Source organism: Alteraurantiacibacter lauratis (assembly GCF_037154155.1).
GTDB classification, from domain to species: domain Bacteria; phylum Pseudomonadota; class Alphaproteobacteria; order Sphingomonadales; family Sphingomonadaceae; genus Alteraurantiacibacter; species Alteraurantiacibacter lauratis.
Genome location: NZ_JBANRN010000007.1, coordinates 107,691 through 129,744, shown reverse-complemented (window position 1 = coordinate 129,744; position 22,054 = coordinate 107,691). Strand labels below are relative to the sequence as shown.

General features: G+C 63.8%; 22 protein-coding genes. 9 read left to right on the top strand and 13 right to left on the bottom strand.

All coding sequences use genetic code 11. From position 1 onward, the window contains the following. Positions 1 to 9: 9 nt before the first annotated feature. Positions 10 to 1,164 (top strand): DUF418 domain-containing protein, encoded by a 1,155-nt coding sequence (locus tag WFP39_RS08590; RefSeq protein ID WP_336919010.1) that lies wholly within the window; start codon positions 10 to 12, stop codon positions 1,162 to 1,164. On the opposite strand, the gene WFP39_RS08585 is transcribed toward WFP39_RS08590, so the two are convergent. The 3 genes from WFP39_RS08585 to WFP39_RS08575 all read right to left on the bottom strand — a co-directional run bounded on the left by WFP39_RS08585 (position 1,161) and on the right by WFP39_RS08575 (position 3,633). Then, the gene (locus WFP39_RS08585) at positions 1,161 to 2,297 is read right to left on the bottom strand and encodes an amidohydrolase family protein (RefSeq protein WP_336919009.1); all 1,137 of its coding nucleotides are present in this window, start codon (positions 2,295 to 2,297) and stop codon (positions 1,161 to 1,163) included. The two genes, WFP39_RS08590 and WFP39_RS08585, sit on opposite strands and share 4 nt — an antisense overlap. A 75-nt stretch (positions 2,298 to 2,372) precedes the next feature. After that, the gene (locus tag WFP39_RS08580) at positions 2,373 to 2,909 is read right to left on the bottom strand and encodes a nuclear transport factor 2 family protein (protein WP_336919008.1); all 537 of its coding nucleotides are present in this window, start codon (positions 2,907 to 2,909) and stop codon (positions 2,373 to 2,375) included. Between the two features lie 13 nt (positions 2,910 to 2,922). Beyond that, on the bottom strand, positions 2,923 to 3,633 hold the full coding sequence (locus WFP39_RS08575; RefSeq protein WP_336919007.1) for a nuclear transport factor 2 family protein: 711 nt from the start codon (positions 3,631 to 3,633) through the stop codon (positions 2,923 to 2,925). 71 nt (positions 3,634 to 3,704) lie between these two features. Between WFP39_RS08575 and WFP39_RS08570 the strand changes: the two genes are divergently transcribed. The 3 genes from WFP39_RS08570 to WFP39_RS08560 all read left to right on the top strand — a co-directional run bounded on the left by WFP39_RS08570 (position 3,705) and on the right by WFP39_RS08560 (position 6,331). Further along, complete coding sequence (locus tag WFP39_RS08570; protein WP_336919006.1) at positions 3,705 to 4,652, top strand: SDR family NAD(P)-dependent oxidoreductase; 948 nt, start codon at positions 3,705 to 3,707, stop codon at positions 4,650 to 4,652. Between the two features lie 80 nt (positions 4,653 to 4,732). Beyond that, complete coding sequence (locus tag WFP39_RS08565) at positions 4,733 to 5,629, top strand: dienelactone hydrolase family protein (RefSeq protein WP_336919005.1); 897 nt, start codon at positions 4,733 to 4,735, stop codon at positions 5,627 to 5,629. A gap of 189 nt (positions 5,630 to 5,818) precedes the next feature. After that, positions 5,819 to 6,331: a YybH family protein gene (locus WFP39_RS08560; protein ID WP_336919004.1), complete on the top strand. Its 513-nt coding sequence runs from the start codon at positions 5,819 to 5,821 to the stop codon at positions 6,329 to 6,331. A 95-nt stretch (positions 6,332 to 6,426) separates the two neighbouring features. Here the strand turns inward: WFP39_RS08560 and WFP39_RS08555 are convergent, their stop codons facing one another. The 9 genes from WFP39_RS08555 to WFP39_RS08515 form a co-directional block, all read right to left on the bottom strand. Beyond that, a complete protein-coding gene (locus WFP39_RS08555) occupies positions 6,427 to 7,383 on the bottom strand; it encodes an alpha/beta hydrolase (protein WP_336919002.1) in 957 nt (318 codons plus the stop codon). 67 nt (positions 7,384 to 7,450) lie between these two features. Next, on the bottom strand, positions 7,451 to 8,251 hold the full coding sequence (locus WFP39_RS08550) for a CmcJ/NvfI family oxidoreductase (protein ID WP_336919001.1): 801 nt from the start codon (positions 8,249 to 8,251) through the stop codon (positions 7,451 to 7,453). 24 nt (positions 8,252 to 8,275) lie between these two features. Further along, on the bottom strand, positions 8,276 to 9,268 hold the full coding sequence (locus WFP39_RS08545) for an aldo/keto reductase (RefSeq protein ID WP_336919000.1): 993 nt from the start codon (positions 9,266 to 9,268) through the stop codon (positions 8,276 to 8,278). Then, complete coding sequence (locus tag WFP39_RS08540) at positions 9,268 to 10,224, bottom strand: Gfo/Idh/MocA family oxidoreductase (RefSeq protein ID WP_336918999.1); 957 nt, start codon at positions 10,222 to 10,224, stop codon at positions 9,268 to 9,270. Before WFP39_RS08540 ends, WFP39_RS08545 begins: the two co-directional genes overlap by 1 nt. A 62-nt stretch (positions 10,225 to 10,286) precedes the next feature. Further along, entirely contained in the window at positions 10,287 to 11,201 is a 915-nt protein-coding gene (locus tag WFP39_RS08535) for a class III extradiol dioxygenase subunit beta (RefSeq protein ID WP_336918998.1), read from the bottom strand. Between the two features lies 1 nt (position 11,202). After that, complete coding sequence (ligA, locus tag WFP39_RS08530) at positions 11,203 to 11,625, bottom strand: protocatechuate 4,5-dioxygenase subunit alpha (RefSeq protein WP_336918996.1); 423 nt, start codon at positions 11,623 to 11,625, stop codon at positions 11,203 to 11,205. Position 11,626: 1 nt separating this feature from the next. Beyond that, entirely contained in the window at positions 11,627 to 11,947 is a 321-nt protein-coding gene (locus WFP39_RS08525; protein ID WP_336918994.1) for a DUF2218 domain-containing protein, read from the bottom strand. A gap of 4 nt (positions 11,948 to 11,951) precedes the next feature. After that, complete coding sequence (locus tag WFP39_RS08520; RefSeq protein ID WP_336918992.1) at positions 11,952 to 12,977, bottom strand: amidohydrolase family protein; 1,026 nt, start codon at positions 12,975 to 12,977, stop codon at positions 11,952 to 11,954. Between the two features lie 16 nt (positions 12,978 to 12,993). Further along, the gene (locus tag WFP39_RS08515) at positions 12,994 to 13,869 is read right to left on the bottom strand and encodes an NAD(P)-dependent oxidoreductase (protein ID WP_336919040.1); all 876 of its coding nucleotides are present in this window, start codon (positions 13,867 to 13,869) and stop codon (positions 12,994 to 12,996) included. A 167-nt stretch (positions 13,870 to 14,036) separates the two neighbouring features. Here WFP39_RS08515 and WFP39_RS08510 point away from each other — a divergent pair, with 167 nt between their 5' ends. From WFP39_RS08510 to WFP39_RS08490, 5 genes are all read left to right on the top strand, one after another. Then, positions 14,037 to 14,711, top strand: a complete 675-nt coding sequence (locus tag WFP39_RS08510) for a 4-carboxy-4-hydroxy-2-oxoadipate aldolase/oxaloacetate decarboxylase (RefSeq protein WP_336918991.1) — start codon at positions 14,037 to 14,039, stop codon at positions 14,709 to 14,711. Next, positions 14,711 to 15,790, top strand: coding sequence for a 4-oxalomesaconate tautomerase (locus WFP39_RS08505; RefSeq protein ID WP_377923400.1), 1,080 nt, complete (start codon positions 14,711 to 14,713; stop codon positions 15,788 to 15,790). The genes WFP39_RS08510 and WFP39_RS08505 overlap by 1 nt, the downstream gene beginning before the upstream one ends. Then, positions 15,783 to 16,697, top strand: coding sequence for an amidohydrolase family protein (locus WFP39_RS08500; protein WP_336918988.1), 915 nt, complete (start codon positions 15,783 to 15,785; stop codon positions 16,695 to 16,697). The genes WFP39_RS08505 and WFP39_RS08500 overlap by 8 nt, the downstream gene beginning before the upstream one ends. A gap of 176 nt (positions 16,698 to 16,873) precedes the next feature. Next, the gene (locus WFP39_RS08495; RefSeq protein WP_336918986.1) at positions 16,874 to 19,039 is read left to right on the top strand and encodes a TonB-dependent receptor; all 2,166 of its coding nucleotides are present in this window, start codon (positions 16,874 to 16,876) and stop codon (positions 19,037 to 19,039) included. A gap of 18 nt (positions 19,040 to 19,057) precedes the next feature. Further along, on the top strand, positions 19,058 to 20,506 hold the full coding sequence (locus WFP39_RS08490; protein WP_336918985.1) for a PepSY domain-containing protein: 1,449 nt from the start codon (positions 19,058 to 19,060) through the stop codon (positions 20,504 to 20,506). 94 nt (positions 20,507 to 20,600) lie between these two features. On the opposite strand, the gene WFP39_RS08485 is transcribed toward WFP39_RS08490, so the two are convergent. Next, positions 20,601 to 21,797, bottom strand: coding sequence for a transaldolase family protein (locus tag WFP39_RS08485; protein ID WP_336918983.1), 1,197 nt, complete (start codon positions 21,795 to 21,797; stop codon positions 20,601 to 20,603). Between the last annotated feature and the right edge of the window lie 257 nt (positions 21,798 to 22,054).

Sequence of the window (22,054 nt, the reverse complement as noted above, 5' to 3'; positions counted from 1 at the left end):
GGGCAGCTTATGCAGCGCGTGACCATGGTGGATGCCTTGCGCGGATGGGCCTTGCTGGGCCTGTTTCTGGTGCACTGCGTGGAACGGTTCGAGCTGTATTGGCTGAACCCCGTGCCCGATGCGTGGTTCGACGCGGTCTTCGCCATCTTTGCGGGCAAGGCCTTTGCCATTTTCGCGCTGTTGTTCGGTTTCGGCTTTGCCACGATCATGGGCAATGAACGGGCGCGCGGGGGCGATTTCGCGGGCCGCTTTGCGTGGCGGCTGGTGCTGCTGTTTGCCATCGGCACACTGCACGCGCTGGTCTATCGCGGCGACATCCTGCAGGTGCTGGCGCTGGTGGGCCTGCTGATGATCCCGTTTGACAGGGTGAAAACGGATCGCGTTCTCATGCTGCTAGCTGTCGGGCTGTTTGCGCAGGTGCCGCTGGTGTGGCGGGCCTTTGCGGCAGAAGGCGGCGCGGCTTGGGCGCAGGCGAGCGCGGTGTTTGCCGGTGACAGCGGTCTGGCTTTCCTCGCCACCGGCACGCTCGCCGATATGCTGGCGGTGAATGCCGGGCCGGGCATGGTGGCCAAGTGGTCTTTCTATATCGAAACCGGCCGCGTGGTGGAGATTGCCGGGCTGTTCCTTGTCGGCATGGTGATCCAGCGGCGCGGGCTGTTTGCCAATGCCGCGCAGCACAAGCGGCTGTGGCTGGGCGTACTGGGCCTATCGCTGCTGGCATGGGCTGTTGTCAATTGGGCGGAGCCGCGCCTGTTGCCGCCATGGCTGCCCGAAAGCGCGCCGATGGTGCGGCAGAACTGGGAATGGGCGACCGGCCAATGGCGCGCGCTGGCGGCCACCGGGGTGCATGTCGCGGCCTTCGTGCTGCTGTGGCAGAGCGGTTTGCGCCCGCTGCTCGGCTGGCTGGCCGCGCCGGGGCGGATGACGCTGACGCTGTATGTCGGGCAATCGCTGGCCTGCGTGCCGCTGCTCTATGGCTGGGGGCTGGGCTTGTATGACGACCTTTCCCATGCCGAGGCGGTGCTGTGGGGGCTGGCGCTGTTTGCACTTCAGGTGCTGTTCGCGAAAGCGTGGTTCGCGCGCTACCGCTACGGCCCGCTCGAATGGGTCTGGCGTGCGGGCACGCGGATGACATGGGCCGTGCCGATGCGGCGGACGATCTAGCCCTTGATGCGGAACACGGCGCGGGCGTTGTTTTCCATCAGCATCTTCTTCACCTCCGGGCTCATCGCCATCCGGTCGTAAGCGGCCAGTTCGTCGGAGCTTTGCTGATAGGGGTAGTCCATCGCATACAGTACGCGGTCCGGCCCCAGCACTTTCTGGCAGAAGGTGATCCCGTCCTCCCAGCCGCAGCCGCTGGTGGTGATCCAGATATTGGTGCGGAAATAATGGCTGACGGGATGGTTGAGCTTGATCGGCTCGCCTCCGCCATCAATCAGCGGGCGGGCGCGGCCATCGGCATTTCCCTGCATCCAGTCAAAGCGGTAAAGGTGCAGCGGCATGCATTCGCCCAGGTGCCCGATCACCAGCCGCAGCTTGGGATGCCGGTCGAAGGCGCCGGACATCACCAGCCCCATCGTGTGCAGCCACACATCATGCGGAAACCCGCCCAGCGCGCCGAAGAAGCCGCGCTTCTCGTAATGCGGGGCGCTGTGCGGCGCGGTGGGGTGGATGTAGAGCGCGAGGTCGAGCGCCTCCAAAGCTTCCAGGATCGGGCGGTATGCCGGCTCGTCCAGATAGTGGCCCTGAAAATGCGAATTGAGCACCGCGCCGTTGAGGCCAAGCGCGGCGGCGCGTTCGAGTTCCTTCACGCTGCCCGCCACATCGCGCGGATCGAATGCGGCAAGGGCCGAAAAGCGGGTGGGGTGACGGCGGCAGGCGTCGGCGGCGATGTCATTTGCCTCGCGCGCCAGCGCGGTGCCGTCGGATGGGCGCACCACCTGCACGCCCGGCGCGGTAAGCAGCAGGAGCTGCCGGTCGATCCCCAGCTCGTCCATATGCGCAAGGCGCAAGTCGCCCAGGTCTTGCAGCATTTCCTGCAGACTGGGCATCTTGTTGAACATCACCCCCATCCGCAGCGAAGGATCATCGGGCGCATCGCCGCTTTCGAGGTAATCCAGTTGCGCCTTGACCAATGCAGGGAACGTCCAGGCCTCCTCGGTCGCGATGCGCTTATAAGGCGCGCCGCGATCGACATGGCCCGCGCGCGGCGCCATGCCCACACGGGTGCGGTGGCTGAAATCTTCGCGGAAATGGCCCTTCAGACCTTTCTCGCTCCCGTCCGGCAGCAAAGGCATGGCGTTCTCTCCCCCTCTCGTTCCTTCTGGCGCGTTCTGTCCCCTTCTGTCGCTTCGGGGGATCAGGCTGGCGCGTCAGAACATCGTGTTGTCGTTGCGCGCGGTTTCGGGCACCGGCTGGATCACGTCCCAGTGCTCCACCAGATAGCCGTTTTCGATGCGGTAGATGTCGACCACCGCGCTGCCCCGGTCATCGGGCGCGCGCTTGAAGTGGTAATGCACCGCCACCAGCGTGCGGCCCTGATCGTCCTCGCCATAGATCACCCGCTTGACGTCATGCGTCATCTGAGGGTTGCGTTCCATATGCGCGGCGAGCACCGCGATGGTGGCGTCGCGCCCGGTGGGCGAATTGGGATCGTGCTGGATGTAATCGGGATGCACCCAGCGTTCAAAGCCCGCTACCAGATCGTTGCGATCATAGAAGATCTCGATGAACTTCTCCGACACCAGCCTGTCGGGCAGGCTGGCGCGCAATTCGTCGGTAATCACCAAATCGGGATCGTTCAGGTCCACGTCGCCAAGGCTTTCGAGCAGATTTTCGGGGGCAGGCGCGGCGTCCTCCCCCCCGCCCGAACAGGCGGCGAGGGCGAGCGCCAGCGGTGCCGTTGCCACGGCAAGCCGCATCTCACTTCACCGCATTGGCAAAGGCGATGCCGAATTTGGGATGCGCGAAATGCATCGGCACATCCTGCCGGTATGGCCAGGTCTTGCGATGCTCGCTGGCGGGCAGCAGGCGGTCCGGGCCAAGCGGGTCTTCGGGATAGGTCTTGGTTGCGGGTTGCAGATGCGCGGTGGTGTGCGCCCAGCCTTCCTCGTAATTGCCCTGCCATTGCATCATGTAATCGAGCCGCTTGATCTTCCAGACGCCGTCCACCTTTACGTAATCGTTCTCGTAAATGCCGGCTTCCATGAACTGCTGCGGCATGAACTCCTCGCGCGTTTGCTGGAAATCGTCGTGCCAGCCGCCGAGCAGAATGCCGTGAAAACGCCCCTTGGCGGTCTGGCGGTCGGGCGCGACGGTGATGATGTCCTGCATCTGGAAATGGTCGAGCAGCAGGCCGTCGACCGGGCCTGGCCTGCCGCCGGTAAAGCGGCCCTGGATCCAGTCGCCGTAGAGCCGCTTCACGCCCGCATGGCCGACATATTCGCCGGACAGGAACACCACGCAGCCATCTTCGGCAAACAGGTCGGCCACTTCGTCGGGCCGGTTGAAATCGATGTAATAGCCATAGGCCCAGTGCAGGCGGCGGATCGCGGCCATGTCTTCCAACACGCCCACGCGGTGTTCCAGCTCTGCCAATCGTGTTTCCGTGGCGCGGCTTTCCGTATCGCTCATTGCTCGACTCTCTCCCTCGAATTGGTATGTCTCACCCTAACAAGTGATAGTGTTTTGGCGAGAGGGAATTGATGGGCAAGACATGGAACGGGGCGGATTACCGCGAGCACTGGGCAGGCCGGGTGGCCTTTGTTACCGGGGCGGTGACGGGGATTGGCCTTGGCGTGGCGCAGGCCTTTGCCGATGCGGGGATGCGACTGGCGCTGAGTTACCGCAACGAGGATGACCGCGCTGCCACTGCCGAATGGTTTGCGGCAAAAGGCTATGCCGAGCCGCTGTTCATCAAGCTCGACGTGACCGACCGCGACGGCTTTGCCCGCGCGGCGGACAAGGTGGTGGATACCTTTGGTGAAGTGCACGTGCTGGTGAACAATGCCGGCGTGTCGGTATTCGGCCCCACGGACGAGGCGAGCTATGCCGATTATGACTGGATCATGGGCGTCAATTTCGGCGGGGTGGTGAACGGGCTGGTCTCCTTCCTGCCCAGGATCAAGGCGAGCACGGGCCGCCGCCATGTGGTGAATGTCGCCAGCATGGCCGCCTTCCTGCCCGGTCCGCAGGCGGGCATCTATACCGCGAGCAAGTTCGCCGTGCGCGGCCTCACCGAAAGCCTGCGCTACAACCTTGCCCCGCACGGTATCGGCTGTTCGCTGTGCTGCCCCGCGCTCACCCGCACCAATGCGTGGAAAAGCGCGCAGAAGCGGCCCGAAGCCTTCGCCGACAGCGGCTTTGCCCCCACGCCCGATGCGGTGCTGGAACAGTTCGGCACCGCGTTCGAAGAAGGGATGGATCCCTACGAGGTCGGCTGCAAGATCCTCGCCGGGATGACGCGGCAGGACGGGCTGATCCTCACCCATCCCGAACACGGGCCGGATTTCGAGGAACTGCATCAGAAGATGATGGCCGCGCTGCCGGTGGAGGAGGCGCCGCCGGGCCGCCTTCATATTGAGGAACTGCGCCGCAAGGCGATGCGTGATGCGGAAGCGGGCCTTGTCATCAAGCTTGATGACCTGACCTGAGGGCAGCCTTTTGGTCTCTGGACGCAAGGCGCGGCTCTGGTATCCTTGCCGCCGGTGGAGAGAAAGTTGGGAGGCTCATCATGTGTGAACGGGATATGTTCGATGGCGCAGAAGGCGCGCGGCGCGACTGGCGCGGCGCGGCGCTGACCCGGCGCGATATGGCCCGGCTGGGCGCAGTGGCAGGCGCGGGCCTGCTGGCCGCAGGCGGCGCAGCACCTGTGCTGGCGCAGGGCGCGATGCAGGAAGAACTGGTAACATTTGACGCGCCGGGCGGGCGGATGGACGGCCTCTTCATCCATCCGCGCACCGGCAAGTATCCCGGCGTGGTGCTGTGGCCCGATATTGCCGGCCTGCGCGATGCCAAATTCATGATGGCCCGCGAACTGGCGCGCGAGGGATATGCGGTGCTGGTTGCCAACCCCTATTACCGCAGCGTGGAAGGCCAACAATTCGACGATTTCGACGCCTGGCGCGAAGGTGGCGGTTTCGACCGTGTGCGCCCGTGGATGGCGCAGAACACGCCGGCCAATATCGTCGAGACGATGGGCGCTGTGGTCGCGTGGATGGACCGGCAGGCCTCGGTCGATACCGCGCGCGGCATCGGGATGCAGGGCTATTGCATGACCGGCAGCTGGGCGATCCGCGCGGCGGCGGCCCTGCCCGATCGGGTGAAGGCCGCGGCCAGTTTCCACGGCGGCGGCCTGGTGGGCGAGGCGGCGGATGCGCCGGTCAACCTGCTCGCCAGCGTGGCGACCGATGCGCGCGTGCTGATCGCGATTGCGCGCGATGACGACGCGCAAGCTCCCGGTGACAAGGATGCGTTGCGCGCTGCGGCAGAGGCGGCAGGACGCCAGGTGGAGATCGAGGTCTATCGCGGCAATCACGGCTGGACTGTGCCCGACAGCCCCGCCTACGATGTGGACGAGGCCGACCGCGCCTTCGCCCGCTTGCTGGCGCTTTACGAGGCCGCACTCTGAAATCGGTTGATTGACCCCGATTGCCCCTTGCGGCGGGACGAAGCGTTCGTGCCGCCGCAAGGGGTTTTCAAAATTGCGGCAAATCAAGGCAGGGCTTTGCGCCGCCTCCTATCCCGATCTCCAGTCGGCCCCTGCCAGGGCGCCAAGGTGGCAGCGCACGAAGCCTGCCGGATTATCGGGAGAGATGAGATGAAAAAGCTTTACCTTGCCGGCCTGCTGGCCCCTGCGTTGTTGCTGGCGGCGTGCGGCGGCGGCGATCCGGCGGAATCCATCGACGCCATTCGCCATACCGAAATGGCGCAGCTTGAATCGATTGCCTCGAAAGATCTGGTCGGCATTGCCCGCCTCTACCGTGATGATGCGCGGCTGGTGCGGCCCGATGGCACGGTGCTGGAAGGCGGTGCGGCGATTGCGGAGGCCTATGGCGACCTCTTGGAAGATCCCAATTTTGCGCTGACGATGGAGCCGGTGTCGGGCTGGGCCTCGTCTGACGGGGAACTGGCCGTGGTCACCTCGCTCGTGCAATTCACCACCTCTGATCCGGCCACGGGTGAAGCGGTGACGCAGTCGCTCGACAGCCAGACTGTCTGGCACCGCGAGACGGGCGCGACGTGGAAAATCATCTCGGCCTATAATGTCGCGCGCCAGCCCGAAGCCGCCTCGGCCGAGGCCGCGCCTGCCGAACCGTTCGCCGCGCAGTAAGTCTTGGGTTTGCAGCGGCACTGGAAAGCGGACGGTCGCATCCTCCTCCCTGGGAAGATCGCCCGCCCGGTGCCGCTGCTACCGGGTTCGTCTCCTCAGGGGAAATTGCGCCATTCGATCGTGGCGGCAGGATCGGTGCACAGCCGGCAATTGGCACCCGCGAACGTGCGGCCTGCGGCGCTGTCGCCACGCAATTGCCATTCGAGCCAATCGACCACGATCATCGCGTTCCGCCCACCCATCGGCTCGTGATAGGTGCCGCCATGTCCCGTGGGCGTGTTGATCCACGCCACAGGCACATGGGTGATGCGGTTCACATCGTCGAGGCCGTTGGCATAGGCGATGTCGCTTTCCCCGCCGTTGAGGTAAATCACCGGCGTGTGCAGCGCGGCGAGCGCGTCCTTGCCCGTTTCCATGCCCGACAGACGCGGGCCGCCGTCGGGCAGCAGGCCCGAATTCTGCACCACCACTGTGTCGAGGCGAGGATCATTGGCGATGGTCAGCGCCTGCACCCCGCCGCAGGAAAAACCGCCCGCAGCCAGCATGTCCTCGTTGATCTTGCCGAACAGCGGACTGCCGGGGCGCTCATTTTCCGCAAGCGCCCAATCCAGCCCTTGCGTCAATTGCGCAGCCGAAGTGGGGGAGGGGCCGCCAATATCGCGCGGCGCTTCGGCCGCTTCGCGCGCGTTCGGTCCGCTGCGCCACTTGCCTGCCGCCACCACCAGATAACCATAGGACGCAATCTGAGAGAGGTGGAACCGGCTGGATGTGCCATCCGCCGCGCAGCCGCCATTGCCCCACACGAACACGCCCAGCGTGCCGGGCGCGACGGCGGAAAGATCTTGCGGGCGGTAGATCACGTGATCGGGCAGATCGGCGGAAAGCTCGATCAGTGACGGGTATGGCCCATCGCCCGGCGTATCGGGGATCAGGTTGATCCGCGCGATCATCTGCTCGAATGTTTCCAGCGCTTCTGTCTGTTCGGGGGTCTGCGCGGCTGCGGGTGCAACCAGTAATGCAGCCACGGCGGCACTTGCCAAAATATGCTTCATCTTCGTCCTTCTCCCACCAATCCTTATGCATGGAAACTAGCGGCTCGGACGGCGAATGTAAGCCCTTTCATGCATACCAATAGGCCGTGCCGCGCATTTCCAGACTGATCCGGGGCGGGGCGTCCGCCGGAGCGATCGGGTTGTCGAATGCGCCATGCGGCATCAGCAGCGGGCGGGCCGGATCGCTCTCGCTGGTCACGAAGATCAGCGCTTCGCCCACATGCATGTCGGGATAATAGAACCAGCGGTGCGCGGGGCTGTATTCCAGCAGGTAATTGCCGAATGACCATTCGGGCGCGCCCGGCGGATCGAAGATCGCATCGCAATCAATGAGGTCGGCCATGTCCAACGAAGTGAACGCGCACAGCGCCAGCGGCACGTCCTGCGGCGGGGGGCTGAGCACGCGCCAGACATTGTATTGCACGCTGCGGGCGATGGCCTTGTCCTTGGGCGCGGCGGCATCGCGCGCGGCACGGGCGGCTTCCACCGACATATCGACATGGACAAAGCGCGCCGGGTGCGAATTGTCATGTGCATCGTTCTGGCCTGCCCGCTCGGAAAAGCGCAGGATGCCGCGGCTGAACATGTCGACATGGTCGCAGCCCGAAACCGATTTGAGCAATTCGGCGATTTCGCCTGAATGCACCCGCGCCACTTCTGCAAGATCGGTCAGGTCTGCCACCGCGCTGGTGTGTTCGACCAGCGTGAACCCTTCCACATCGAGCGAACAGCCCAGTTTGCGGGCATCGCGGATATCGACTTCGCGCGGGGCCAGCGGCACGAAATCCTTTTCGTGCGCATTGGCGTAGAAATACGGCTTCTTCTCCGTCCGCATCGCATAGCCGATGGCGGCGCGCACATCTTTCATCGCATGTCCCTCCCGCGCCGGAGGCTAGTCCGCGAATTCCTCGGTGTCGATGGTGGGGCGGATCGCGTCGTGGTAGCGGTGCCCGCGGATCGAGTGGTGGTTCACGATGCGCCCGGCTTCTTCGATCACGCCATGGGGCAGCGGCAGGCTGGCCGCGGCCATGTTCTCTTCCAGATGCGCCATTGATGTCGTGCCGGGAATGACGTGGCAATGTTCGCCCTGTTCCAGCACCCAGCGCAACGCCAGTTGCGCAGGCGTAAAGCCGTTGTCGCGCGCCAGCACTTCGAACCGTTCGATCACCGCCCGATTGTGCGGCCAGTTTTCCGCATTGAAGCGCGGCATTTTGGTGCGCAGATCACTGTCTTCCAGCGTGGACGGATCACGTAGCACACCGCCCAGCGCTCCGCGCCCCACCGGGCTGAAGGCGACGAGCGCAATGCCCAGCTCTGCGCAGGTGTCGAGCACGCCCAGTTCGACATTGCGCGTCCACAGCGAATATTCGGGCTGCACCGCGCCCACCGGATGCACGCCATGCGCTTCGCGGATATGGGCGGCATTCCATTCGGACACGCCATAGGCGCGGATCTTTCCCGCTTCGATTGCGCGCACCATCGCGCCCACGCAATCGGCCACCGGCACTTTGGGATCGAAACGGTGCATGTAGAACAGGTCGAGATGATCGGTGTTCAGCCGTTTCAAGGTAGCATCCAGCGCGGCCGTGATGGTGGCGGGCGAACAGTCGATCCCGCGCCTGGGCCCGTCCACGGTGATGCCGGTCTTGCTGGCAAGGAAATATTCGTTGCGGCGGTGCCCCACCGCGCGCGCGATCAGTTCCTCGTTCTTGCCCGCGCCATAGATATTGGCGGTGTCGAGATGATTGCAGCCCAGATCCAGCGCCCGGTTGAGCAGCGCCGCCGCCTCCGTTTCCGAAGGCGGCGTGCCATAGGCCCAGGACAGGTTCATGCACCCCAACCCCACGGGGTGGAGCGGGGTTCCTGCAATGGCGCGTGTCTGCATCAGGACCAGCCGTCCTGCGCTTCGAGGCTGGCGGCGAGTTCGCCGATCACGCGGTAGCAATCGAGCACTTGCGCCACCGACGAGTTCGGTTCGCGCCCTTCGCGGATCGCGGCGATGAATTCGCGGTCCTGCAATTCGATGCCGTTGTTCGACACGGCAATGCCGGTCAGGTCCACCGGCTCCTCCTTGCCCGTGACGAGGTCGTCATAGCGCGCGATCCAGGTGCCGTTATCGCCGATATAGCGGAAGAAAGTGCCGAGCGGGCCGTCGTTGTTGAACGACAGCGACAAGGTGCAGATCGCGCCCGTTTCGCTCTTGAGCTGGATCGACATGTCCATCGCAATGCCAAGTTCAGGGTGCTTCGGACCCTGAATCGCATTGGCAGTGACGATCTTGCCCGTCTGATAGGCGAACAGGTCGATCGTGTGTGCGGCGTGGTGCCACAGCAGGTGATCGGTCCAGCTGCGCGGTTCGCCCTTGGCGTTCATGTTCTTGCGGCGGAAGAAATAGGTCTGCACGTCCATCTGATGGATGGTGAGTTCGCCTGCCACGATCTTGTTATGGATGTACTGGTGGCTGGGGTTGAAGCGGCGGGTGTGGCCCACCATGCAGACGAGACCGGTCTCTTGGCTCTTCTTCAGGACAGCCTCGGCATCGGCCCAGCTGTCGGACAGCGGGATTTCCACCTGTACATGCTTGCCCGCTTCCATGCAGGCAATGGCCTGGGCGGCGTGCATCTGGGTGGGGGTGCACAGGATCACCGCGTCGACATCGTCACGGGCGAGGGCTTCGGCAAGGTCGGTGCCCGAATGTTTTGCGCCATACTTGGCGGCGACTTCAGCGGCCTGTTCGGCGCGGCGCGAGATGATCGAGGTGATTTCCACCCCGTCGATGTTCTTCAGGCCATCAAGGTGCTTTTCGCCAAAGGCGCCGGCACCGGCGAGCGCAATACGCATGGGTTCTCTCCGAAAGAATGGCCCCTCCCGGCGCGCGGGAGGGGCGCAAGACAAAGGTCAACTTACTCGGCGGCTTCGGCCAGGCTCTTGCCGCTCATCACGCGGCGCGGATCGAGCGCTTCGCCGGCGGTATCTTCCGGCTGGAGGATCAGTGCGCCGAGCGCGGTGTTCGATGCCGGGATGTGGTAGAAGGTGTAGAGATCCTTCACCTTGTCACCCAGCGCGCCGCGCATGATCAGCCACATCACCAACTCGATGCCTTCGCTGCCCGCTTCGCGCAGATACTCGATATGCGGCTTCTTGCTGAGCGTTTCGGGGTCCTTGATCAGTTGATCGATGAAATCGAGATCGAATTCCTTGTTGATCAGGCCCGCGCGCGGGCCCTGCAGCTGATGGCTCATCCCGCCAGTGCCCCAGACATGGACGTTGAGGTCTTCGGGGAAGCTTTCCACCGCAGCCTTGATGCTGTCGCCCAGCGCAAAGCAGCGCGCGCCCGATGGCGGCGGATAGGTCACGACATTGACCGGGAAGGGAATGACCTTGCATGGCCATTCGTCAACTTCGCCAAACATCATCGAGAGCGGCACGGTGCAGCCGTGGTCGACATCCATCTGGTTGAAGATGCACATGTCGAAATCGTCGAGGATCAGGCTTTGCGCGATGTGCCAGGCAAGATCGGGGTGGCCGATCACATCGGGCACGGGGCGCGGGCCCCAGCCTTCGTCGGCGGGCTTGAACCGCTCGCCGCAGCCGATGGCAAAGGTGGGGATGATGTTCATGTCGAACGCCGAGGCGTGGTCATTATAGACCAGCACGATCACGTCGGGCTTGTTTTCCGGTTTTGCGATCCACTGCTTGATCGGCTCGTACCCGGCGAAGACCGGGCCCCAATAATCATTGTGCAGCGTTCCTGTCTGGATCGCGGCACCCAGCGCCGGAATGTGGCTGGACGTAATGCCCGTGGTAACGCGTGCCATATCAGTAACCTCCCTTGATCGAGCGCACGCCTTCGGGCGAGCGGCCGCCATTGATCATCATCTGGGCATATTCTTCCTGGGTCATCCCGGTCATCGAACCGGCTGCGAACTGGAAGCTCTTGCCATCGGTGGAAAACAGCTTGGACAGGAAATAAACATTGCCGCCTTCGTCGATCATCGCGTTGTAATCGCGGCGCAGCACGGCGTCCTTGGCCGCCGGGGTCAGGTTCCATTCGTCGAGATAGGCGCTTTCGTCGGCGAGGAAGCGCTTGCGGTTTTCCTCCTTCATCAGGCTCATCGCGAACTGGTTGAGCCAGTAGCCCTTGCGCGCCCGCTGCGCGGTAAACACGCGCGTGCCGGGAATATCCTCGAATTCGGCAAGATATTGGTGGATGTCGATCCGCTCTTTCTTCTTTTCGGTCATGTCAGGCTTCCTTGGGGTCTTTCCAGTCGTAGGTCAGCGGGGCCTCGCGAAAGGCGAAGCGGTCGATATGGCGTTCGATCACGCCGCGCATGCGGACATTCTCGTCCCTGTCGGGGGTGGTCAAGGTGATGCCGATCCCGCCCTTGTGCGCCGTCATCACGCAGGTGGAGTGTTCGGAAAAGGGGAACACGCCCATGCCGTCACCCTCGTCATAGGTGGTGGGGAACTTGTGGCCCCAATGGCTGACGAGCTGCTGGATATACCGCTCCGGCTTTTCGCAGGCGGCAAATCCGATGCCGGTATATCCTTGTGCGGCGGTCATGGCGTCACAGGCCCCGTGCCTTCAATTGCGCGTCGAGGCGCGGGAACACGCGCCGGGCATTTCCTTCGAAGATCGCATGGCGTTCCTCTTCGCTGATATCCAGCGCGTCGATATACCGCTTGGTATCGTCGAAATAATGACCCGTGGTGGGATCAATCCCGCGCACCGCACCCACCATTTCGCTGCCGAACAGGATGTTCTTTGTGTCGATCACATCGGCCAGCAGGTTGATGCCGGGCTGGTGATAGACGCAGGTGTCGAAATAGATGTTGTTCATCAGATGCGTGTCGAGGCTGGGCTTCTTGAGCATATCCGCCAAGCCGCGGTAACGGCCCCAGTGATAGGGCACGGCGCCGCCGCCATGCGGGATGATGAAGCGCAAGGTGGGGAAACGGCTGAACAGGTCGCCTTCGAGCAGTTGCATGAAGGCAATGGTGTCGGCCGCGATGTAATAGGCGCCGGTCGCGTGCATCGCCGGGTTGCAGCTGCCCGACACATGGATCATCGCGGGTACATCCAGCTCGCACATCGCTTCGTAGAAGGGGAACCAGTATTCGTGCGTGAGCGGGGGATGCTGGAAATGCCCGCCGCCCGGATCGGGATTGAGGTTGCAGCCGATGAAACCCATCGTTTCCACGCAGCGCTTCAGTTCCGCGATCGAGCTGGTCATGTCCGCTTCGGGGCTTTGCGGCAACATGCAGACCGGCGCGAAGGTTTCGGGATACAGGCTGGCCACGCGGCCGATCAGGTCGTTGCAGACCTGCGCCCACTTCACCGCGACCGACTGGTCGCCCACATGCGGAGCCATGGCGCTGGCGCGTGGGGAGAAGATGGTCATGTCCGCCCCGCGTTCGCGGATCAGGCGCAGCTGGTTCGCCTCGATCGTTTCGCGAATTTCGTCATCGGAAATCGCCGGATAAGGCGGGCACTGGGTGCCTGCCTTGAACGCGGCCTTCTGCTCCTCGCGCCAGGCATCATGCGCCTTGGGAAGGACGGTATAATGGCCGTGGCAATCGATGATCATCGTCATGGTGTCCGTTTTCTCCCTAGGACGGCGTTTTCGCGGTGATTGCCGCGATCTTGGCATTCAACGTGGGCGGCACCGGGGCAATGCCCAGCGCGCCGATTCCCTGCTGCCGCTTGACCGTATTTTCGGTCATCAGCGGCGCAATGCCAAGATCGCGCAGCATGGCGGCGGCTTCGGCCATTTCGGCGCTGCGGCGCTGGCCGTGCGCGATCATCCGGTCGAGATTGTAATCGGCACGCTCAGCCCAGGGCACGTGCTTCTCGCTGGCGTCGAGGCTGGCAAGAACCTCGTCAAGCACACCGGCGGCATTGGCGGCGAGCACCATTTCGGCGGTGAGTGCTTCGAGGCCCTTCACCATAACGCTGCGGCACAATTTGATCGCGCTCGCCTGCCCGACCTTGTTGCCCACCACGCGCGTCTTGGCAAAGCCGAGGTCGCGCAAGGCCGCCATCGCGTCGGCAGCGTGCGGCCCGGCAATCAGCAAGGGCACATTGAGGCGCGCAGGATCAACCGGTGCCATCACCGCGACATCGGCATAGCGTCCGCCCGCCTCCTCCACGGCCTGCGCAGCCGCAGCCTTGGTCTGCGGGGCGACCGAGTTCATGTCGATCCACAGCGCACCCTTTTGCAGCATTGGCGCATAATCCCGCGCGGCGGGCAGCGCCTGATCGGCAGTAACAAGCGAGAGAACCACGTCCGCCTTGGCCATCGCTTCTGCCGGAGAGGAAGCGGGGCGGACGCCGCAATCTTCCATCGCGGCGCGCCGGGACGGATCGCTGTCGAAGGCAAAAACCGCATCTTCCCAGCCACCTGCATTGGCGAAGGTGCTGCCTGCTTCGCCAAAGCCGATCAGGGCCACGCACGGTGGAGCAAGGTGAGGCTGGGGGGGCGACATATCCTGCGGCATTTTCTCTCCGGGTGCCCCCTACACTTTGTATGCGTTGCTTACAAGTTTGGAGCGATCTATTGGCGTGTCCCAAGGTAGCGCTTCGACCTTGACGCGCAGGCCGCGCAAAGCCACCTGCGGCATCAAGACAACTTGCGAGGAGGAGAGACTCGGCCATGTCCGGAATTGTCGTTCAGAATATCCAGCGCGCCGACAAGGATGTCGTCGCCGCGCTTGGCGCCTGCGGCGTTGCCACCGTGCACGAAGCGCAGGGGCGCAAGGGCCTTCTCGCCAGTTATATGCGGCCGATCTATCCGGGCGCGCGCATCGGGGCTTCGGCCGTCACCATCAGCGTGCCGCCGGGCGACAATTACATGGTCCATGTCGCGATCGAACAGTGCCAGGATGGCGACATTCTGGTGATTGCACCCACCTCCCCGTGCGAGGACGGCTATTTCGGCGACCTGCTGGCGACCAGCGCGCAGGCGCGCGGTTGCTGCGGCCTGATCATCGATGCCGGTATCCGCGATGTGCGCGATCTGACCGAAATGCAGTTCCCGGTCTGGGCCAAGCGCGTGTTCGCGCAGGGCACGATCAAGGCCAGTCTCGGCAGCGTGAATGTCGATGTCGTCTGCGCCGGCGCCTATATCCGCCCCGGCGACGTGATCGTGGCCGATGACGATGGTGTGTGCGTGGTCCGCCGGGAAGAGGCCGAGCAGGTGCTGAAAGCGGCACAGGCGCGCGAGGCGAACGAGGCATCGAAGCGCGAGCGGCTGGCTGCGGGCGAACTCGGCCTCGACATGTATGGCTTTCGCCAGAAGCTGATCGACATGGGCCTTAAGTGGGTGTGATGGCCATGCGCAGCGCACCATGCATGTGGATGCGGGGCGGCACCTCCAAGGGGGGCTACTTCCTCGCAGAGGATCTGCCGCAGGACGTGGCAGAACGTGACGCTTTCCTGCTCGCCGTGATGGGCAGTCCCGATCCGCGCCAGATCGACGGGATGGGGGGCGCCGATCCGCTGACCAGCAAGGTCGCCGTGGTGAAGAAGAGCGCGCGCGAGGGGATCGATGTCGATTACCTGTTCCTGCAGGTCTTCGTCGATCAGGCCATCGTCACCGATGCGCAGAATTGCGGCAATATCCTGGCCGGTGTCGGCCCCTTCGCGATCGAGCGCGGTCTGGTGCAGCCTACCGGCGACGAGACGCAGGTTGCCATCTATATGGAGAACACCGGGCAGGTTGCGGTCGCCACGGTGGAAACGCCGGGCGGCTTTACCGGCGAACGGACGGTGAATTACGCCGGCGACGCGCGGATTGACGGGGTGCCCGGCACGCACGCGCCCGTGCCGGTGGAGTTCCGCGACACCGCCGGGTCAAGCTGCGGCGCGCTGCTGCCTACGGGCAATGCGTTTGACGAGATCGAAGGCGTGAAATGCACGCTGATCGACAACGGGATGCCGTGCATCGTGATGAAAGCGGCGGACCTTGGCGCAACCGGCTATGAAACGCGCGAGGAGCTGGAGGCCGAAGCCTTTGCCCCGATCCGCGCGAAGATCGAGGCGATCCGGCTTGCGGCCGGGCCGCTGATGAACCTGGGCGATGTGAAGGAAAAGTCCGTCCCCAAGATGTTTCTCGTTTCGCCACCCAAGGATGGCGGGGCGATCTGCACCCGCAGCTTCATCCCGCACCGCGCCCATGCCACGATCGGCGTGCTGGCGGCGGTAACAGTGGCAACCGCGGCGCTGATCGAAGGCTCTCCTGCGGCCGAAGTCGCCAAGGTGCCCGAAGGCGCGCGCAAGACGCTCAGTGTCGAACACCCCACGGGCGAGATGACCTGCGTGCTGACAATGGGCGACGATGGGCAGGTGGCCAGCGCCGCTCTGCTGCGCACCGCCCGCAAGCTGATGGATGGAATTGTATATGGCTGATCGCATCACCTCCTGGCACGCCAACCCGTCAAAGCCGAAGTTCACCCCGCCCCCCGGCGCCGTGGACGCGCATTGCCATGTGTTCGGCCCGATGGCGGAGTTTCCGTTCAGCCCGAAGGCCAAATATCTGCCCGAGGACGCCGGACCCGACATGCTCTTCGCGCTGCGCGATCATCTGGGCTTCGAAAAGAACGTGATCGTGCAGGCGAGCTGCCACGGCACCGACAATTCCGCCACGCTGCACGCCATCGCCGCCAGCGAAGGCAAGGCACGCGGCGTCGCCGTGGTTGATCCTGCGATTTCCGAGGACGATCTGGCCGCGCTGCATCTGGGCGGCATCCGCGGCATCCGCTTCAATTTCCTCAAGCGGCTGGTGGATGACGCGCCCAAGGACAAGTTTCTTGAAGTCGCCAGCCGCCTGCCCAAGGGCTGGCATGTGGTGATCTATTTCGAGGCTGATATTCTGGAGGAACTGCGCCCCTTCATGGATGCGATTCCCGTGCCGATCGTGGTCGATCACATGGGCCGCCCCGATGTGACCCAGGGGCCGGACGGCCCGGACATGAAGGCGTTCCGCCGCTTCCTCGACAGCCGGGATGACATATGGTTCAAGCCGACTTGCCCCGACCGCCTCGATGCGATCAAGGAAGGCGGCAAGGGCGATCCGTGGGACAATTTCGCCGCCGCGGTTGCGCCACTGGTTGCGGATTATCCCGCGCGCTGCATCTGGGGCACCGACTGGCCGCATCCCAATATGCAGGACGAGATTCCCGATGACGGGCACCTCGTCGACATGATCCCGCGCATCGCGCCCACGGCCGAATTGCAGCAGGCTTTGCTGGTGGACAATCCCCACCGGCTCTACTGGGCGGATCTGTCCGCAAACAGCCGTGTAACGGCGGGGTAACGTCTGCGATAACGGTAAATAACCTTACGCCCCGCTGCCCTGCACGCAATGGCGGCGGCGGGAGAGCATGGGGGCTTGCCGCGACCTGATGAAGGAAGCGGAACTGGCCCCATGCGCTGAAACAGGCAAGCAGGCGGCGACCTTCTCCCCACATAGACTCTGTGAGGAGAATACAGGTGATCATTTCCGCGCGCCGTGCGCTTATTCTGTCCACCCCGATCTGGATCATAGGCGCCGCCACCGGCGCGCAGGCTCAGGCCGCTGCCGACGACGAGCGCGCCATCATCGTCACCGCCCAGCGCGAGGCCATGCTGGCGCAGGAAGCGGCCACATCCAGCCGCCTTGGCATCACCGCGCTGGAAACTCCCGCTTCGGTCGCCACGCTGACGGGCGATGAACTGCGCGCACGCGGCGATGTGCAATATGTCGAGGCGGTCACCCGCGCACCGGGCGTTACCGCGTCGAGCACGCCGGGCGATGGCAATACCGCGCTGTCGATTCGCGGTTTTGGCGGACATGGATCGGTGATGCAGCTGGTAAACGGCGTGCGCATGTTGCCCGCTGCGGGCACGATCACATTTCCGTTCGATACGTGGAATGTCGAAAGGATCGAAGTGCTGAACGGCCCGGCATCGGTGCTGTATGGGCAGGGCGCGCTGGGCGGGGTGATCAATGTCATTCCCAAAACCCCCAATCTTGCCCGCTGGGAAGGCGATACGCTGGCCAGCTATGGCAGTTTTGATACCTTCCAGCTGGCCGCAGGATTGGGCGGCCCGATTACCCGGTCGCTGGGCCTGCGTGTCGACGGCAGCTACCGCCAGTCCGACGGCTATGTCGACCGGGGCGATTCGAACAGTCTTGCCCTGTCCGGCGCTCTGGAGTTCCGCCCGAACGATGATCTGTCGGTCGTGCTGCGGCACGATTTTGGCGACAACGAACCCATGCGCTACTGGGGCACCCCGGTGGTGAACGGCAACACGCTCGATCCCTCCATCCGGCGCGAGAATTACAATGTCGGCGATGCGGTGATCGATTGGCGTGACCACCGCACGCAGTTCTCGGTCGATGCGCGCCTTGCCGAAGGGCTGCGCGTCAATTCGACCAGTTACCGCCTGTCGACGCTGCGCAGATGGGAAAATCTGGAAAGCTATTCCTATAATCCGGCGACGCAGACCGTGGCGCGGGCCGACAATTTCGGGATCGTGCATGATCTGGTGCAATGGGGCAATCAGACCAGCCTGACACTGGAAACCCCGCTGTCGGGGCAGACGCGCAACACGCTGGTCGTGGGGGCTGATCTCAACTGGATCGACCTCGATTATTCGCACAGCTTTGCCACCGATCCGCAAAACGATGTGGTGCCCGCGACCGGATTTGATCCGGGCACGTTCCTCGATACGGTGGGCCTTGCGCCGCGTTACCGCACCGCCACACGGGTGATCGCCTTCTTTGCCGAAGACCGGCTGGAAATCACGCCGCGCCTGTCGCTGGTGGGCGGGCTTCGGTACGAGGAGAACCGCGTCGGCCGCTGGAATTATGTCTATAATCCTGCCGGCACGCAGATCATTGGCGAAACCCCTGCGCTGGCGGGCGGGACAGAGGCCTACAAGAATTTCGACCATTTCACCTGGCGCGCAGGTGTGGTGTATGAAGTGACGCCCGAACTGTCTCTTTATGGCCAATATGTAACCGGGGTCGATCCGGTGGGCACGCTTACCACCTTTACCACCAGCGGCGCGCAATTTGCCTTCACCAATCCCACGGGCAATATGGTGGAGGCGGGCGTCAAGGGCTTGCTGCCGCGTGGGCTGGGGCAGGCGACGCTGGCGGTGTTCCGTATCGTCAAGAACGACCTGACGGTGCAGCGCGTCACCAACGGGCCGCTGGAACAGATCGGCCAGCAATCCTCCACCGGGGCAGAAGCCTCGCTCAGCCTCAACCTGCCGTTCGGGCTGGGGCTGGATGCCAATGCCATGCTGATCGACGCGAAATATGACGATTTCGCCAGCGGGGCGGTGGATTTCACCGGCAATACCCCGCCCGGCGTGCCGCAGGCCTCGGCCAATGCATCCCTGCGCTGGGATGCGACGCAGCAGCTGCAATTGCGGTCGAACCTGCGCTGGGTGGGCAAGCGCTATACCAATAATGCGAATGACCGCCGGATCCCGTCCTTCATCGTGGTGGATCTTGCGGCAAGTTATGCGTTGACGGACAATCTGGCAGTGGATCTGCGTGCCAATAATGTGTTCGACACGAATTACGCCCTGTCGGCCTATGGCAGCAACCAGTGGCTGCTGGCGCCGCCGCGCAATTACAGCGTGGCCGTGCGGGCTGCGTTCTGAGCGGAAGGAAGACGCTGAATGACCATGGCAGGCCGCATCCTGAAGCGGTGGCTTTACCTGACGCACCGCTGGATCGGGATTGCGGCCTGCCTGCTGTTCGCCATCTGGTTCGCATCGGGCCTTGCCATGGTCTATTTCCCCTACCCCTCGCTGCAACGCAGCGAATGGGTGGCGGGGCAGGCGGCGATTGACTGGCAGGCGGTGCGCATCAGCCCGGCAGAGGCGGCGCGCCTGTCAGGCGATGTGCCGCCACGGCAGGTGACGCTGGAAATGCGCGGCGATGTGCCCGTCTGGCGCGTGCGCGACTGGGGCGGGGGTGAAAACCTGTTCAGCGCGGTGGATGCCATGCCGTTTGGCCCGGCTTCATCAGACGAGGCGCGTGCGATTGCAGCGCGCTTTTCCGGCATGCCGGTGGCCGCATTGTCGCAGATCGAAAACGACCAGTGGACGGTCGCGGAACGCTATGGTCCGCACCGTCCCCTGTGGAAGGCCCAGCTCGACGGGCCGGACGATCCGCATCTCTATATTTCATCGGCGACCGGGCAGGTGCTGCTCGATACGACGCGCAGCGAGAGGGTGTGGAACTGGATTGGCACCGTGCCGCACTGGATCTACTTCACCGCCTTGCGCGAAAACCAGCCCGCCTGGCGGCAGGTGGTGCTGTGGCTGTCTGGCCCGGCGATCCTTGCTGCCATTACCGGCATCTGGATCGGCATTTTGCGCCTGCGCTTGGGGGCCAAGAGGTTCAAGGGCGGGCGGATGACGCCCTATGCCGGGTGGATGAAATGGCACCATGTGGCGGGCCTTGTCGGCGGGGTGCCGCTGCTGCTGTGGATTTTCAGCGGCTGGCTCTCGGTCGATCCGGGGCGCTATTTTGCCAGCGACGGGCCGGGGCTGCCGCAACAGATGACCTATGCCGGGTCGCTGTTACCTGCTGAGGCAATGGATGTGGCCGCATTGGCGCAGATTGCGCCCGATGCACGGCGCGTGGCGGTGCTGTCCGCGGCGGGGAAAACGGTTTTGCGGGTGGAGCGGCCCGAAGGAATGCCAATCGCCTTTGACGGAGATACGGGCGCAGCGCTCACCACGGCGCGCACCGACCTGCCCGAAAGGCTGGCGCTGCTGTTCCCCGGTGCGGCGATCACGTCAACGCAGATGCTCACTGCGCCCGATGCCTATTGGTACCGCGTGCGCGGCGAATTGCCGCTTCCGGTGCTGCGCGTGAAGCTGGATGATGACGCCGCCACCTGGCTGCACATAGACCCGCTGACGGGCGAAGTGCTGGGCAGCCGCGACCGCAAGAGCCGCCTTTACCGCTGGCTGTTCGACCTGTTCCATATGTGGGACGTGCCCTTCCTGCTCGAACGGCCATTGCTGCGCGAGGCGTGGCTGTGGCTGTTCTCGCTGCTCGGCCTGGTTACTTCGATCAGCGGGGTGTGGATCGGCTGGAAACGGCTGGTGCGCTGATCCTAGGCACATGTAAAAAAGGGGCCAGCGGCGTGCCGGATGCGTTCCGGTGCCGCTGGCCCCCTTGTGTCGCTTCGGGTGCCTTTGAGGGTGTTTAGCCTTCCACCACCATGCGCACGAAATCGACCGTCTGGCGGGTGGCCAGCGCGAATTCGGTGGCGGTCGCCTGGAAGCTGCCATAACGGCTGAATTCTTCGGGCTTCATCCCTTCGAACTCGTAAGCCTGCCGGAAGCTGGGGAGCTTCATCAGCTTTTCGATGGATTTGGGGTTCGGCTCCCGCTCGATCGCCTTGGGATCGAAATCCAGCTCGTCCTCGACATCCATCAGCCCCGCGATGTAGCCCGGCGGGCAGGTATAGACCATGTCCGATCCGGCAAAGTCCTGAATATGGCGCGACACGGTCTTGCCGTTATCGTCCTTTTCCACCCGCATCGAGCATTGCAGCATTTTGGAGGGGTGGTTGATCGACTTGCCATACCAGTAGGCGCGCTTGAGCACGGCTTCCTCGCCGTCGCGGATTTCCATCAACGACAGCTCGATGCCGCGTGCCTTCGCTTCGCGCTGCCAGTCGGACAGCTGGCCCAGGCGGCTGGACATGTGGGTGATGACGCTGCGGAATTTCGACAGGTCAACGCCTGCCGCACGCGCACGCTGAAGGCCCGCGGTCACCGCCGCCATGCAGCGCGAATATTGCGCCACGGTGAAGCTGGTGGTGTTGTTGGTGGAAATGCCGCGCGCGGTCAGCTCCTCCAGCACTTCATAGCCCTCCTTGGAGCCGGGCAGCTTGACCATCACATTTTCGCCCTGCGCCGCGATCGACAGGCCCTGTTCCAGCATCTTTTCGCCATCGGTGACAAAGCGCGGATCGACCTGGCCCGACAGCATCCCATACTTGCCGCCGCTGGTCTCATAAACGCGATGAATGGCCGACGCGCCCTTCTTCACCAGATCGAGATACATCGTCCAGTACACGCCCTCGACATCCATGCCGGGGTTCTCGCGGGCGATCTTCTTGATTTCGGCACGCCACAGTTCGGGCGCCAGCTGGATCGCCTGCAGCGACAGCGGCGGATTGGTGGTGACGCCGCGAAAACCCATCGTGCCGGTTTCGTGGATCGTGCCGGCATCATACAGGCGCGTGAGCTGTTCGGCCCATTGGGCGCGCTTGGCATCGGGCGCCTTGGCCAGCGTCTCTTCCTTCCAGCTGGGATAGATCAGCGGCGAGGAATCCCACCAGATCTCGGCTTCGGGATTGGTTTCGGCCAGCTTTTCAAGGACGTGCTTGGACATCTCTCACTCCTGCGTGGGCGCGGCGGATTCGCGCCCTTGTGAACTTTCGCCGCCCCCCTAGCGCAAATGCACCACCGGGATAAACCCCGCATGGGCAAGGCCATGAATCCGTGCGACAAAGTAATACCAATTGGCGTGTTCCGCCGCTGCGTTATCTTCCCCTATATCCCGCACGGATGATGCCGCGATCCTTCCTGTTGCCAGCTTTGCTTGGTCCGGTGTGTGGGCTGGCTGCTGCGGCATGGGCGCAGGAGCCG

Bases quoted from the DNA above. Each gene is read 5' to 3' on its own strand.
- WFP39_RS08505 (WP_377923400.1), top strand. From the start codon at position 14,711: ATGGCCATGCGCAGCGCACCATGCATGTGGATGCGGGGCGGCACCTCC.
- WFP39_RS08590 (WP_336919010.1), top strand. From the start codon at position 10: ATGCAGCGCGTGACCATGGTGGATGCCTTGCGCGGATGGGCCTTGCTG.
- WFP39_RS08545 (WP_336919000.1), bottom strand. From the start codon at position 9,268: ATGCAGACACGCGCCATTGCAGGAACCCCGCTCCACCCCGTGGGGTTG.
- WFP39_RS08585 (WP_336919009.1), bottom strand. From the start codon at position 2,297: ATGCCTTTGCTGCCGGACGGGAGCGAGAAAGGTCTGAAGGGCCATTTC.
- WFP39_RS08515 (WP_336919040.1), bottom strand. From the start codon at position 13,869: ATGTCGCCCCCCCAGCCTCACCTTGCTCCACCGTGCGTGGCCCTGATC.
- WFP39_RS08565 (WP_336919005.1), top strand. From the start codon at position 4,733: ATGTGTGAACGGGATATGTTCGATGGCGCAGAAGGCGCGCGGCGCGAC.
- WFP39_RS08570 (WP_336919006.1), top strand. From the start codon at position 3,705: ATGGGCAAGACATGGAACGGGGCGGATTACCGCGAGCACTGGGCAGGC.
- WFP39_RS08520 (WP_336918992.1), bottom strand. From the start codon at position 12,977: ATGACGATGATCATCGATTGCCACGGCCATTATACCGTCCTTCCCAAG.
- WFP39_RS08575 (WP_336919007.1), bottom strand. From the start codon at position 3,633: ATGAGCGATACGGAAAGCCGCGCCACGGAAACACGATTGGCAGAGCTG.
- WFP39_RS08500 (WP_336918988.1), top strand. From the start codon at position 15,783: ATGGCTGATCGCATCACCTCCTGGCACGCCAACCCGTCAAAGCCGAAG.
- WFP39_RS08555 (WP_336919002.1), bottom strand. From the start codon at position 7,383: ATGAAGCATATTTTGGCAAGTGCCGCCGTGGCTGCATTACTGGTTGCA.
- WFP39_RS08510 (WP_336918991.1), top strand. From the start codon at position 14,037: ATGTCCGGAATTGTCGTTCAGAATATCCAGCGCGCCGACAAGGATGTC.
- WFP39_RS08540 (WP_336918999.1), bottom strand. From the start codon at position 10,224: ATGCGTATTGCGCTCGCCGGTGCCGGCGCCTTTGGCGAAAAGCACCTT.
- WFP39_RS08550 (WP_336919001.1), bottom strand. From the start codon at position 8,251: ATGAAAGATGTGCGCGCCGCCATCGGCTATGCGATGCGGACGGAGAAG.
- WFP39_RS08485 (WP_336918983.1), bottom strand. From the start codon at position 21,797: ATGTCCAAGCACGTCCTTGAAAAGCTGGCCGAAACCAATCCCGAAGCC.
- ligA (WP_336918996.1), bottom strand. From the start codon at position 11,625: ATGACCGAAAAGAAGAAAGAGCGGATCGACATCCACCAATATCTTGCC.
- WFP39_RS08525 (WP_336918994.1), bottom strand. From the start codon at position 11,947: ATGACCGCCGCACAAGGATATACCGGCATCGGATTTGCCGCCTGCGAA.
- WFP39_RS08490 (WP_336918985.1), top strand. From the start codon at position 19,058: ATGACCATGGCAGGCCGCATCCTGAAGCGGTGGCTTTACCTGACGCAC.
- WFP39_RS08560 (WP_336919004.1), top strand. From the start codon at position 5,819: ATGAAAAAGCTTTACCTTGCCGGCCTGCTGGCCCCTGCGTTGTTGCTG.
- WFP39_RS08535 (WP_336918998.1), bottom strand. From the start codon at position 11,201: ATGGCACGCGTTACCACGGGCATTACGTCCAGCCACATTCCGGCGCTG.